The 12,672-nt window shown below is 63.4% G+C and carries 14 protein-coding genes; 10 read left to right on the top strand and 4 right to left on the bottom strand.

The genetic code is table 11. The features are described from left to right. The 4 genes from EN993_RS21705 to EN993_RS21695 form a co-directional block, all read left to right on the top strand. Nucleotides 1–1,050, top strand: a 1,050-nt coding sequence (locus EN993_RS21705; RefSeq protein WP_164757746.1) for an ABC transporter permease subunit, incomplete at its 5' end; no start/stop codon positions are given. Then, nucleotides 1,038–2,117 carry an ABC transporter ATP-binding protein gene (locus EN993_RS21700; protein WP_127264782.1) on the top strand — a complete coding sequence of 360 codons (1,080 nt, stop codon included), beginning with the start codon at nucleotides 1,038–1,040 and terminating at the stop codon, nucleotides 2,115–2,117. The genes EN993_RS21705 and EN993_RS21700, both read left to right, overlap by 13 nt. Then, nucleotides 2,117–2,293: a hypothetical protein gene (locus EN993_RS37085; RefSeq protein ID WP_164757745.1), complete on the top strand. Its 177-nt coding sequence runs from the start codon at nucleotides 2,117–2,119 to the stop codon at nucleotides 2,291–2,293. Before EN993_RS21700 ends, EN993_RS37085 begins: the two co-directional genes overlap by 1 nt. A gap of 32 nt (nucleotides 2,294–2,325) precedes the next feature. After that, nucleotides 2,326–3,450 carry a DUF930 domain-containing protein gene (locus tag EN993_RS21695; protein ID WP_127264781.1) on the top strand — a complete coding sequence of 375 codons (1,125 nt, stop codon included), beginning with the start codon at nucleotides 2,326–2,328 and terminating at the stop codon, nucleotides 3,448–3,450. Nucleotides 3,451–3,454: 4 nt separating this feature from the next. Here the strand turns inward: EN993_RS21695 and EN993_RS21690 are convergent, their stop codons facing one another. After that, a complete protein-coding gene (locus EN993_RS21690; RefSeq protein WP_127264783.1) occupies nucleotides 3,455–4,129 on the bottom strand; it encodes an HAD family phosphatase in 675 nt (224 codons plus the stop codon). Nucleotides 4,130–4,226: 97 nt separating this feature from the next. Next, on the bottom strand, nucleotides 4,227–4,868 hold the full coding sequence (locus tag EN993_RS21685; protein ID WP_109671575.1) for a hypothetical protein: 642 nt from the start codon (nucleotides 4,866–4,868) through the stop codon (nucleotides 4,227–4,229). Nucleotides 4,869–5,063: 195 nt separating this feature from the next. Here EN993_RS21685 and EN993_RS21680 point away from each other — a divergent pair, with 195 nt between their 5' ends. The 5 genes from EN993_RS21680 to ptsP are packed head-to-tail and all read left to right on the top strand — an operon-like array spanning nucleotide 5,064 to nucleotide 9,788. After that, the gene (locus tag EN993_RS21680) at nucleotides 5,064–5,501 is read left to right on the top strand and encodes a transcriptional regulator GutM (RefSeq protein WP_023757337.1); all 438 of its coding nucleotides are present in this window, start codon (nucleotides 5,064–5,066) and stop codon (nucleotides 5,499–5,501) included. Between the two features lie 60 nt (nucleotides 5,502–5,561). Beyond that, nucleotides 5,562–6,323 (top strand): PTS glucitol/sorbitol transporter subunit IIC, encoded by a 762-nt coding sequence (locus EN993_RS21675; protein ID WP_127264780.1) that lies wholly within the window; start codon nucleotides 5,562–5,564, stop codon nucleotides 6,321–6,323. A gap of 16 nt (nucleotides 6,324–6,339) precedes the next feature. After that, on the top strand, nucleotides 6,340–7,344 hold the full coding sequence (locus EN993_RS21670) for a PTS glucitol/sorbitol transporter subunit IIB (protein ID WP_109671576.1): 1,005 nt from the start codon (nucleotides 6,340–6,342) through the stop codon (nucleotides 7,342–7,344). 27 nt (nucleotides 7,345–7,371) lie between these two features. After that, complete coding sequence (locus EN993_RS21665; RefSeq protein WP_127264779.1) at nucleotides 7,372–7,752, top strand: PTS glucitol/sorbitol transporter subunit IIA; 381 nt, start codon at nucleotides 7,372–7,374, stop codon at nucleotides 7,750–7,752. Between the two features lie 56 nt (nucleotides 7,753–7,808). Continuing rightward, a complete protein-coding gene (ptsP, locus tag EN993_RS21660; RefSeq protein ID WP_127264778.1) occupies nucleotides 7,809–9,788 on the top strand; it encodes a phosphoenolpyruvate--protein phosphotransferase in 1,980 nt (659 codons plus the stop codon). Nucleotides 9,789–9,811: 23 nt separating this feature from the next. Here ptsP and EN993_RS21655 read toward each other — a convergent pair whose 3' ends face one another. Beyond that, the gene (locus EN993_RS21655) at nucleotides 9,812–10,609 is read right to left on the bottom strand and encodes a hypothetical protein (RefSeq protein ID WP_127264777.1); all 798 of its coding nucleotides are present in this window, start codon (nucleotides 10,607–10,609) and stop codon (nucleotides 9,812–9,814) included. A 159-nt stretch (nucleotides 10,610–10,768) separates the two neighbouring features. Here EN993_RS21655 and EN993_RS21650 point away from each other — a divergent pair, with 159 nt between their 5' ends. Beyond that, nucleotides 10,769–11,785 (top strand): sugar-binding transcriptional regulator, encoded by a 1,017-nt coding sequence (locus EN993_RS21650; RefSeq protein ID WP_109671580.1) that lies wholly within the window; start codon nucleotides 10,769–10,771, stop codon nucleotides 11,783–11,785. Here the strand turns inward: EN993_RS21650 and EN993_RS21645 are convergent. Continuing rightward, nucleotides 11,772–12,623, bottom strand: coding sequence for a TIGR01459 family HAD-type hydrolase (locus EN993_RS21645; RefSeq protein ID WP_127264776.1), 852 nt, complete (start codon nucleotides 12,621–12,623; stop codon nucleotides 11,772–11,774). The genes EN993_RS21650 and EN993_RS21645 overlap by 14 nt on opposite strands. Between the last annotated feature and the right edge of the window lie 49 nt (nucleotides 12,624–12,672).

Here is a 12,672-nt window from a genome sequence, read left to right as displayed (position 1 = left end):
TTCGGCATTCCGGCCTTTCTCGGCATTCCCGCCAATTATCTGGTGCTGCCAACCTTGATCTATCAACGGCTGGCGGGCGGTGGCCCCGCCGTGCTCGGCGAAACCGCGTTCCTGTCGGTGCTGATCGGTGTCATTGCCATGGCGGGCATCCTTGCCCAGGAGGTCATGAGCCGCCGCCGCGACTATCGCATCAGCTCCTCCTCGCTGGCGGCCGAACCCTATGAACTCGGCCGCTGGCGGCCCACTGTCCAGGCCGGCATGTGGCTGCTGATCGTGGTGGTGCTGTTGCTGCCGCTGTTCGGGCTGGTGTTGACATCGCTGGTGCCTGGCTACGGCATTGCGCTCACCGCCACGACGGCGACGCTCGATAATTATCGCTTCGTGCTGTTCGAGCATGACGCGGCCAGCCGCGCCTTCTTCAACAGCTTCTGGCTGTCGATCGCGGCGGCCTTCTTCGCGGTCCTCGTCGCCGTGCCGATCGGCTATCTGATCGCCTGGGGCAAGCAGCGCTGGGTGCGGCTGCTCAACCTGTCGGTCGAGCTGCCCTATGCCTTGCCCGGCGTGGTGCTGGCGATCGCCTCGCTGCTGCTGTTCCTGCGGCCGATCCCGCTGACCGGCATCCAGCTCTACAACACGGTCTGGATCATCCTCTACGCCTATCTCGCCCGCTTCCTGGTGCTGGCGCTGCGGCCGACCATCAGCGGCTATCACCAGATCGACCGGGCGCTGGAGGAGGCGGCGCAAGTGGCGGGCGCCGGGCTGTTCACGCGCATGCGCACCATCATCTTTCCGCTGGTGGCACCAGCGGCGATCGCCGGCGGCCTGCTGATCTTCATGACGGCGCTCAGTGAGCTTACCGTCTCGGCGCTGCTGTGGTCGTCAGGCTCGGAAACGATCGGCGTCGTGATGTTTTCCTTCGAACAGGGCGGCGATTCCAACTACGCAGCGGCGATGTCCGTCATCACCGTCGCGGTCACCTTCGTGCTGATGCTGGTGACCAATCTGCTTGCCCCCTCCCTTCCCAGCGGAGTGCTGCCATGGCGCGATTGAGCCTGGACAATGTGACCAAGAGCTTCGCCAATTTCGATGCCGTCAAGGACGTGTCGATCGACGTCGCTGACGGCGAGTTCCTGGCAGTGCTCGGCCCCTCCGGCTGCGGCAAGACGACGTTGCTGCGGCTGGTCGCGGGATTCGAGAAAGTGACTTCAGGCGAAATCCGCATCGGCAGCGAGGTCGTGTCGGGCAAGGGCGGCAGCGTCGCGCCGGAAAAGCGGCGCGTCGGCATCGTCTTCCAGAATTATGCGCTGTGGCCGCATATGACGGTGGCCGAGAACATCGGCTATTCGCTGAAGGTGGCGAAGCTGGACAGAGCGGTCGCGCGCCAGAAGGTTGAAGACGCACTCGCTTTGGTCAATCTGCAAGGGCTGGGCGAGCGCAGGCCGGCCAATCTTTCCGGCGGCCAGCGCCAGCGCGTGGCGCTGGCGCGATGCCTTGTCGCCGCGCCCTCGCTGGTGCTGTTCGACGAACCGCTCGCCAATCTCGACGTGCATCTCAGGGCCTCGATGGAGGACGAGTTCGCGTCCTTCCACAAGCGCACCGGCACGACCATCGTCTACATCACCCATGATCAGGCCGAGGCAATGGCGCTGGCCGATCGGATCGCGGTTATGGACAGCGGGCGTCTCGCCCAGCTGGCAACGCCGCGTGAACTCTATCATGAGCCGGCAAATGAAATGGTGGCGTCCTTCATTTCGCAAGGGATTTTGCTGCCCGCCGATGTGCTGAGCGCGGAGCAGGCGGGCCACTGCAAGGTCCGGGTTCTCGGCGCGGAGCTGGTTGTCCGCTGCCGGCCTGGCGAGCGGCCGCGCGCTGGGGCAAAGATCTGCTGCCGGTCGGCCGATCTCGACGTGTCGCCGGATGGCCCCGGCTTTGACGGCTTGGTCAAGCGGGTGATCTACCAAGGCGGCTCGGCGCGCATCGAATTCACGCCTTCGACCAGTCCCGACCTTACCTTGCATTTCGAACAGCCCGACCCGGTCGTGCTGGAGAGCGGAGCCAGGGCGCGTCTGCGGATACGGTCCGGCTGGCTGATCCCGGCGGCGGGGGCAGCATCGTGATGATGCTCGATCTGCTCGGTGGTTTTGGGGAAAAGGGCCGCACCAGCCTCGCTGTCAGCAGCGGCAACGACCGCATCCTGCTCCACGTCGGCCTCGGTAACACGGCCCTGCGCGTGGTGATCCAGATCACCAACCTGTCAGCGGCTAAATTGCGCCAATCCAGTGCTTATGCTTGAAGCCGCCGCCATTTCATTCCACATCGGTCAGGATGAAGGGCAAGACAGGAGAACGGCGTCGGAATCTGTTGTGGGGCTTGCCCGCATCGCTGATCATGCATGCGCTCATCGTAGCGCTCGTGGTCTACGGCCTGCGGAGTCCTCCTCAACAGCCGCAGGAGGAGCAGCCGGTCAATGTCGCGCTCGTACCTGCGTCCGATCAGCCAAAACCGAAACCAGCTCCCGCACCACCGCCAAAGGAAGCCAAAACCGAAAAGCCGCCGGAACCGAAGGTTGAAAAACCGCCCGAGCCGAAGGTTGAAAAGCCACCTCCGCCGGAAAAGCAGCCGCAGAAGCCGTCGCCAATCGAGGTGCTGAAACCTGTTTTTCAGTTCGGCGAGAAGGATACCGGCCCGAGGAAATCCCTGGATGGGGACAGCGCTCAGGACAACTCGCCATCACCGACCAAGGATGACGCGTCGAAGCCGCCTGTCGTGCCGAAGCAGACAGAGAACAAATCGGCCGAGCCCACACAGGATGCGGAGAAGCAGGAAACTCCGATCCAGGAGATGGACAAACAGCAGGCAGACAAACAAGAGGCGGAAGCGCACGACGCCGACAAACAAGAGCCGGAAGCGTCACCAACGCCATTGGCTGCCGGCGAAGGTGAGATCGAGCTTCCCACGTCGGCAGAAGCGCCGAAGCCCAAACCCGCAAATACGCCGAAACCCGGCCCGTCAAAGGTCTCGAAATCCGGAAGCGGGGGCGCCGGGAAGCCAAGCTCGAAGGAGGTGGCCGTTGCCAAGTCGCGGACTTATTCCGGACTTCCGGGTGTTCACAGACTCTATTCGCAAGGCGCGACCGGCGATGCGTCGGCCACGACTTCGATGGCCGGTGTGCCTCGCGGCAAACGGGCAGCCCAACTTTGTGCCAGCGCGTTGCAGCAGCAATTGCTGGACGCCTCCTATTTCCCCGAGTTGATCCCAAGTGTTCCGCTGAAGGCCGGCAATATCCTTGACGCTCCGGATGTCGCCTTCCGCACCACAACCACATGGTATCATCTGGGCTTCCGGTGCGAGGTCGACACCGATGCGACGAAGGTCTTGTCCTTCAACTTCCGTGTCGGGCCAGTGATCCCGCCCGACCAATGGGTCCGCCTTGGACTGCCTGTTCGCTAACAACCTAGGCGGGGACACCGAGTCCAGCCAATTGCCGGCTAACTTCTTGCCAGTCGGCGCAGATGAAATCGGCACCGGCCGCCGTCAGCCGCGCACCGTGCTCGCGATAGGTGTGACCGCCGCCTGTGTAACCGATCGCCGTCATGCCGGCGGCGACCGCGCCCTGGATGCCGAAGGGCGAATCCTCGATGACGATGCAGTCAGCGGGGTTGGCGCCCATCTTGTCGGCCGCAAACAGGAAGATGTCCGGTGCGGGCTTTCCGTTCTTGACCATCGAGGAGCTGTAGATCGCGTCGCCGAAAAACCACGCAAGTCCGGTCACGGCCAGGCTGTGGTTTATGCGCTCGACGGAGGATGACGAGGCCACGCATCGGTCGCCCACAAGCGTCTGCAGAAACGGGGCGATGCCCAGTGTCGGCTTCAATTCTTCGGAGAACAGCGCCTTGGTCTCGGCCCAGATGTCACTGTCTGCCGCCGCCGGAAACTGGTGGCCGGTCAATTCCCTGATCTTGGCGATGATATCGGACTGCTTCATGCCGATGCATTGGGCGATGATGCTGGTGTTGACGCCGGGCATGCCGTGTTTTTCATAGACGCGCTCATAGGCCCGGGCGGCCAGAGGCTCGCTGTCGACAAGAACGCCGTCGCAATCGAAAATGATAGGCCTTGGTCGAGCCACGAGCTTCTCCATCGAGTCAATTCCGCACATCGCTATCGGCAAAAAGTCAAATGTTCAATAGCGCGGGTGTTTTGGGGAGCGCAAAGCCGGCGCGCGGTCAAAGCTGGCGCAGCGCATCGCTCGCACGGGAAGACCCGAGCGCCCGCTGCATGGCTTGCCGGGACTGTGCGCGATCCGGCGTGATCCAGTTCGGTTCGGCGCCGAGGAAGCGGTCGAGGAAGGCCACCGCATAGGCTGGCATCTCGGTCACGTTCTCGCGATAGGACCACCATGTGCGCAGGTCGTCGGCGCATTTGTCGATGCTCGGTGCGCTGCCGAATTCCTGCTCGTGGATCGCCGAAATCACCGAGACGCAGTAGTTGGTGTAGAGGAACCCTTCCGGCCAGAAGCGGACGATTTCCAGCGTGCCGGCGTTTGTTTCCGTCTCGATCAACTGAGTGAGGCCGGAGACTTCCCTGGCCGGCGCCTGTTTTATCAATTCGCGCAGCACGAGGCCGGCGGCAAAGACGATGAAGTCGGCGCGATCGATCGCGGCGAAGCGCTTCTGCGCCTCCATGATCTCGACCCAGTCGAGAAAGGCCCTGGTGAGCTTGGCCTCATCGATCTCGAAGCGCACGCCGAATGTGTCCGAGACCACCTTAGCGCTGCCGCGAAAGGTGGCGCGGAACCAGCGCAACTGCCGCAATCGATGGCGAAGGTCGGGCATCAAGGCCAGTTCGTCCCTGAAGGGCAGATCCATATTCCTCGTATCCTGTTTCCCGGTCAGGCTAACACAATGGCGCCGTCGCCGAAATCTGTCAGCGTCCCTGTGGATGACGACAGTTAAGGCCAATATCATACATATTGACATTCTCGGAAACAAATGTTCTCACTTTGCTGTTGTCACGCGCCGGTCCAAGGTGCGGTTCAACTGAGGCTTCGGGAGGAGAACCGAATGGCGATTTGGCAGTGGGGACTGCTTCTGCTGGTTATCGTGTGGGCGTTGCAGTCGCTCGGCGTCTGGCTGCAGATGCGGCACTATTCGGATGTCTTCAGAGGCGTCACCGACCAGTACAAGGATGGCTTTGTCGGAGCCGGCAATTTTCGCGGTCGATTGGCCAAGGGCACCATCGCGCTCGTCGTGGTGACACCCGATCTGGTCGTGCGCCGCCTGATGGTGATGAGCGGCCGTTCCGTCTTCACCAAATTCAAAAGACATGAAGAGTTCGAGGGCGTTCCCCTCGATCGACTCCGGTCCAACCCTGCAATCATGGGGGAGGGGGAATCCGGTGTGGCCGAGGCCGTGAAGCGGGCGATCGAACAGATCGACAAAACACGGTCGGAGCCGGGGAAGAAGCCGGGTCTGTCCGGCTTGAACATAGCAAGGGCCTAGAGGACGAGAGGACGCCGCGCACCGACTGGGATCAACCGGCGGGCGGCATAAGGAGGAGAAATGTCTGTATTTTCGTTGTTGGCGCAGCATGCCGACATGGCCGTGCACAATCTGCATGTCGCAGGTGCCATGGCCTCGGATGCTGCATTGCATGGCAAGCTCGCCGTCGAGCATGCCTCTGACCATCTCGTTGTCCTGGCGCAAGCGGACAGCGGACCGATCACCGTCGATCAGTTCAAGGAAAAGCTGAAGGACGTCCAGCAGGAAGAGCAGCTCGGCTGGCTGACCGCCATCGGCAAGTACTTCATCGGCATCTTCCAGAAGGGTGGCGAGGTCTTCGCCGGCTTCGTCACTGGCATCATTCCGACGCTGGTGGTGCTGATGACGGCCTTCTACGCCGTCACCGAACTGGTCGGTGAAGAGCGCGTGCATGGCCTGGCGCGCGGCGCCGGCCGGATCGCGCTGACGCGCTATACGCTTTTGCCGCTGCTGGCGGTGTTCTTCCTCACCAATCCGATGGCCTATACGTTCGGATCGTTCCTGGAAGAGAAGCATAAGCCGGCCTTCTATGACGCGGCCGTGTCCTATGTGCACCCGCCGCTCGGCCTGTTCCCGCACATCAATCCCGGCGAGTATTTCGTCTGGGGCGGCATCCTCGTCGCGCTGCTGGAGCTGGAGAAGAAGGGCGTCGTCGTCGCCGGTTACCACGTCAAGGTGGCGATCTGGTACGCCATCGTCGGTCTCGTCGTCATCCTGCTCAAGGGCATGCTGACCGAACGCATCACCGCCATCATGGCACGCCGCCAGGGCGTCGAGCTGTAAGGGCGGGGAGGACATCATGGCCAAGACATACAAAGCCGTAAGGATCTCCCAGGGCAAAACCGGCTGGGGTGGCCCGCTCGTAATCGAGCCGACCGAACAGCGCAGCAAGGTTGTTTCCGTCACCGGTGGCGGCATCCATCCTGTGGCGCAGCTCATCGCCGATATGACCGGCGCCGAAGCCGTCGACGGCTTCAGGGCGCCGCCGATCGAAAGCGAGATGGCGGTGGTCGTCGTCGATTGCGGCGGCACCGCACGATGCGGCGTCTATCCGCGCAAGCGCATCCCGACCGTCAATCTGACGCCGGTCGGTCAATCCGGGCCGCTGGCCCAGTTCATCACCGAGGACATCTACGTTTCGGGCGTGAAGCCGGCCAACATCACAATGGCGGACGGATCCGAAACGGTCACGACTGCAGGGGGAGCAGCAGCGATGAGTTCGAGCAACAACAATGCGGCCGCGGCACCACAGCCGCTGCCGAGTGAAGGCGGGCTCATCGGCCTCATCAGCACGATCGGCCGCATCATGGGGCGTATTGTCGGCATCTTCTTCAATGCCGGTCGCCGCACCATCGACCAGGTCATCCGCAACGTGCTGCCGTTCATGGCCTTCGTGACCATGCTCATCGGTCTGATCCTCTACACCGGCATCGGCGATGTGCTGGCGCAGCCGATGGGTCCGCTGGCCAACAACATTGTCGGCCTGCTGATCATCTCGGCGATCTGCGGTCTGCCGTTCCTGTCGCCCATCCTCGGGCCAGGCGCTGTCATCGCGCAGGTTATCGGCGTCGCCATCATCGGCCCGCAGATCGCCAACGGCACGATTTCGCCGGCGATGGCACTGCCGGCGCTGTTTGCCTACAATACCCAGGTGGGCTGCGACTTCGTCCCCGTTGGCCTGGCGCTCGGTGAGGCCAAACCTAAGACGATCGAAATCGGTGTTCCGGCGGTGCTTATCAGCCGCCAGATCATGGGCCCGGTCTCGGTGCTGATCGCCTGGGTCGTCAGCCTGATCGTGTTCTAAGACAGATACAAAAATGAGGTTCGCCATATGACGGTTCTGCTGAGAACACGGGTCACTGCCATCGGACCCGAAGTGGCGGACCTTGCCGAAGGGGGCGTGGTCATCCTGTTCGCGGATGGCTCGCCACCGGAGCTTGCCGAGGTTTCGGTGCTCCACAAGACGGAGCAGGGACCAAGTGACGGAGCGCCCGCCAAGGGCGCTTCGATCACCCTCGGCCCGGTTGCCGCAGTTATAACGGCGGTCGGTTCCAGCGCCTGGAGCAAGGTGCTCGAAATGGGCCATGTCGTCATCTCGTTCAACGGCGCCACCGAGGCCGAGAGACCGGGCGAAATCTGTGTATCGCAAGTCGATCCGCAAGCGCTCGTGGCCGCCCTGAAGACCGGCGCGATCATCACCATCGCCGCCTGACAGCATTCGCGCCGCGATCTATGTTGGGGGCGGCGCCCAGAACCAGAGTATTTGCCATGGAACGCTCGACCATCGTCAGAGTGCATGAAGGTTTGCACGCCCGTCCCGCGACACGGTTCGTCAAGCTCGCCAAGGGTTTCGAATCCGATGTCGAGCTGGTCAAGGACGGCAAGGCGGTCAGTGCCAAGAGCTCGGTCAAGCTGATGCTGCTGGCGGTCAAGGAGAACCAGGAAGTCACGGTGCGGGCGAATGGCGCCGATGCCATCGAGGCGATCGAGGCGCTGATCGGCTATCTCGAAAATCCGAGAGCTGGCCTGGATGATGAAGCCGAGGTGCAGAGCCCGGCGCATGATGCCGGGCAGGAAGTAGCACCAGTGCCCGAACCCTCGCCGGCGGCGCTTGGTCGAGCAAACGGCTTGCGCGGCGTGGCGGCAAGCGAAGGTTTTGCCATCGGCCCGGCCTTTGCGCATTTCCCGCCCGATATCGCCGGACAAGGCCGCATGTTGCAGGCCGAGGAGATCACCGGCGAGATCGACAGGTTCCGCGCCGCGGTCCGCGCGGTCCAGGCACGCATGGACCATGTGTTGGCGCAGGACAGTCTGTCGGCTGGAGACCGCGGTATCGTCGCCGCACTCCGGGACATTGCCGCCGACGACAGTCTGACTGGCGAGGCCGAGGGCCTGATCAAGGGCGGCAACGATGCGATTTCAGCGGTCATCACCGCAGCGTCCACAATCGCCGCCGATTTCAGCGCCGTCGACGATCACTATCTCAACGCGCGGGCGGACGACGTTCATGCGGTCGGACGGCAGATCTGCCTGGTACTGCTCGGGCAGGATGATGTCAGTCTCGAAAACATTCCCGAGGGCGCCATTCTCATCGCCGACGATATCGGCGCCTGGGATCTGGCGCGCGCGCCGCTGAAGCGCATCGGCGGCGTGGTGTGCGGCCATGGCGGCGCCACCTCGCACATCGCCATCATTGCCCGCTCGCACGGCATTCCGGCGGTGCTCGGCCTCGGCGCCCAGGTCAATGCCTTGCGCACCGCGCGAGAAGTCGCACTCGACGGCAATGGCGGCCATGTGATCATCGACCCCGACGCGGCGACCCGCGCCGATTTCGCCGGCCGCGTCGAAGCGGCGGCAAAGGAGCGCGCCGGGTTGACCGTCTTCAAGACGGTGACGCCGAAGCTCGCCGACGGCAGGATCATCGAGGTCGCGGCCAATATAGGCTCGCTGGAGGAAATCGAGGCGGCGCAGGAGGCAGGCGCCATGGGCGTCGGCCTGTTTCGCACCGAGCTTCTGTTCATGCGCCATATGCATCTGCCCTCGGAAGACATGCAGGCGGAAACCTACGCGGCGCTGGCCAAGGCCTTTGCGCCTTATCCGGTTATCGTGCGCACGCTCGACATCGGTGGTGACAAGCCGATCGCCGGCATCGAATTTCCCGATGAGGAAAATCCCTTTCTCGGCTGGCGCGGCATTCGCATGTGCCTCGACCGGCCCGACATCTTCAAGCGCCAGCTGCGGGCGCTGCTGCGGGCCGCCGTGCACGGCAACATCAAGGTGATGCTGCCGATGGTGTCGGATATTTCCGAAGTCACGCGCACCCGCGCACTGGTCGAGGAATGTGCCGCCGAACTGAAAGCCGAAGGCGTGCCGCATGCAACGTTCGATCTCGGCGTGATGATCGAAACCCCGGCCGCCGTGCTGATCGCCCCGGCTTTGGCCAAGGAGGTCGCCTTCTTCTCGATCGGCACCAATGATCTCACCCAGTACATCATGGCCGCCGACCGGCTCAACCCGACGGTGGCGAAGCTCAACGATGTCACCAATCCGGCCGTCATGTCGGCGATCGAAATGACGGCAAAAGCCGGCGTCGCCGCCGGCATCATGGTCGGCATGTGCGGTGAGGCGGCCGGCCGTCCCGACCTTATTGCGACCTTCGTGAAGATGGGGCTGACCGAGCTCTCGATGAGCCCGGCCTCGATCCAGCGCGCCAAGAAGACAATCATGGCGATGGCTTCTGGAGACTAAATCTGAGTGACCGCTACCGTCAGTTACGGCAGATGGGCAAGCAAAGTGGCGAAAACGGGTGTCAACTCAGCGATCGGGCTCGCCTTGGCGCAGGCCTGAACGATGCGGTCATGACGGATGTCGGCGGCCAGGATAGCGATCTCCAGCATGTCCGGCTCCGGCGCGCCGTCCCTGCCGGTGGTTGCCAGGCCGCAGGCCAGAGCGAGCGGCGCCAGGCAGCTTATGTCGAGCGCCCGGCCGCCCACCGGCGTTTCCGGCGCGGCCTCGGCAAAGCGAACGGGACGCTGATTGAGGCATTCGACCAGCAGCGCCGAACAGGTGGCCGCGATTGCCTGCAGGCCGGCGCCCGGCGCGGCCAATGCGGCCAAAAGGTTGCCATGCCGCTTGCGCATCGTGGCATGGACAGCGGCGAAATCGGCTTCGTGGATGCGGGCATTGTCGATGTTCAGGCCGGCAAGCACCGCCTTGGTCAGATAATACATATCGCGCCGGAACAGGCGCTCAGCGCTCAGCTGGCGATCCTCGCTGCCGACCGGAAAATAGGTGCCGAGGCCCTTTACCGTCGTGCCGTCCACCTTTATCGGGCGCTCATGCGGGACAAAGGATTCGGCGATCGACAGCGCTTCGTCGACGGCACTCGCGGCATGGCTGAGCAGGCCTTCGATGCCCTTGCCCGGAAACGGCGGCAGATGGCTGGTTGCTTCGCGCAGGACACTGGTGTCGCCGCTGCCGTCGTGGCGGCTCTGACGGATGATTTCGCGGACTTCCCGCAACCGGTCCTTCAGATTGACGCGGACATCTTCGGAGATTTGTCGGAGCATCGCGGATCGCCTCGAAATTTGCTGCGGATGGCCGCCAACAGGGGGTGGCCGCCACCTCTACATTGTTCCTATCGATTGGTAGATCAATAGGCGATACTAGACCAGCATGCAGAATCGGCGACGGCGCGCTCGTCCGTCGCCGCAGGGGGAGAGACAGGCGTGGGCAGGCGACGACAGGGCGAAAGCGAAGACGGGCGAGGCGGAAGTGCGGCAACCGAGCAGGTCGCCAGCGAAAGCCGGACGGATCGCCTTAGGATTCGCGCCGCCTGGATGTATTTCGTCGAGCAGATGACACAGAACGAGATCGCCGATGTGCTCGGCGTCGGCCGCGTCACCATCGTGCGCATGCTGGCGGACGCCCGCGCGCGCAACGAGGTGAAGATCAGCATCGAGAGCGAATTGTCGGAGATCGTGCGGTTGGAGCGCGCGCTGGAAAAGACGTTCGGGCTGCAGCAGGCGCTGGTGGCGCCGCTTTCCACGCCCGACGCCGATCCGATACCGGCAATCAGCGCCAAGACCGGCAGTTTCCTGTCGGACACGATGAAGTCCGGCATGCGGGTCGGCGTCGGCTGGGGTCAGACGCTGTTCTCGAGCCTGCCCTTCATTAGCGCCAAGTCGCTCACCGACTTCAAGGTCATTTCGCTGCTTGGCGGTGTCGGCGTCGTGCGCCGATACAACCCGGCCGAGTTCGCCTGGCGCTTCGCCCAAATCTTCCAGGGCGACGGCTATCTGATCCCGACGCCGGCCGTCGTTGACAGCGTCGAGACCAAGATCGCGCTGGTCGAGCGCTGCGGCCTGCAGGAGGTTTTTGAAATGGCCAACGTGCTCGATGCCGTTTTGCTGAGCGTCGGCGGCATCGCCTCGGCCACCACCTTCTCTCGCGGCGGCTTTCTCAAGGAAGCGGATCGGGAGGCCCTGCTTGCGCGTGGCGCGGTTGGCGACCTTCTGTTCCATTTCTTCGACCGCAATGGCGATCTGGTCGACCATCCCGTCAACAGCCACGTGATGTCGGTGGATGTCGACCGTTTGCGCGCGGCGCCGATCCGCATCCTCACCTCCGGCGGTGCGGAGAAGACCGAGGCGCTGCTCGGCGCCATGAACCTCATCGCCCCGACCATCCTGATCACCGACGAGGAAAGCGCGAGGCGCATGCTGGAAGCGGTCAGCGGAAGCTGAAGCTGTCCGTGATGTAGTCCGGCCATGCCTGCTGTTCGTCGAAAACAGCGGCGAGATCTGATGTGTCCGCCAGTATTCCACTCAGAACCAGCGCGGTGGCGATGCCGGCGCTGTTTCCCCCTGATATGTCGTGCTCGACGCTGTCGCCGACGCAGACCACGAGACTACGGTCTGGCTTGCCCGCCATCTCCAGTGCCGCGTCGAAAATCGCCTTGTAGGGCTTGCCGATGCGAGTGACGCTGCCGCCAAGGCTTTCGTAGAGATCGGCGATCTCGCCGGCGCCGAAGCGGGGGCCGACAGCCGTCAGCATGATCCTGTCGGGATTGGTGCAGAAGCACGGCACCTGTCGCGCAGCTGCCGGGGCAAGCAGCCTGATGTAATGGTCGAGGTCGTAGCGATCGCCCTCGCTGGCCGAGATCAGCACCAGTTCGGCGTCTTCACCGGCCTCGGTCAGCACGAAGGGCAGGCCTTCGATCGCGGTGCGGTCGTTGTCGCGGCTGATCAGCAGGCATTCTGTCCCCGGGCGCAGTTGTCCCGATGCTGCCATGTCATTAAAGGATCGCCACGCCACCTCGCCGGAGGAGACGAAATGGTCCCAGCTCCCCGGTTCGAAGCCGAGTTTCATAAGCCGGCTTTCATTGGGTTGTGCCCGCTTGCCGGAATTCGAGATCAGCACGACGGTCTTGCCGGCGCGTTTCAGCGCCGACAGGGCCGCCACCGCGCCCGGATAGGGTCGCGTGCCGTCATGCAGAACGCCGAACTGGTCGAGCAGGAACACCGCATAGCGCTCCGCCAGCGGGCCGATGCCGTCGAGACGCTCGACGTTCTTCGTTCTCATAGGAGCCCCGCCTGGCTCGCGCCCATCAGCGCCAGTCGCGCCGTGCCGG

Origin of the sequence: Mesorhizobium sp. M7D.F.Ca.US.004.01.2.1, from assembly GCF_003997785.1 — a bacterium.
GTDB classification, from domain to species: domain Bacteria; phylum Pseudomonadota; class Alphaproteobacteria; order Rhizobiales; family Rhizobiaceae; genus Mesorhizobium; species Mesorhizobium loti.
Note: the sequence above shows the minus strand (reverse complement) of the source record. Positions and strands in the feature narration are given on the sequence as shown.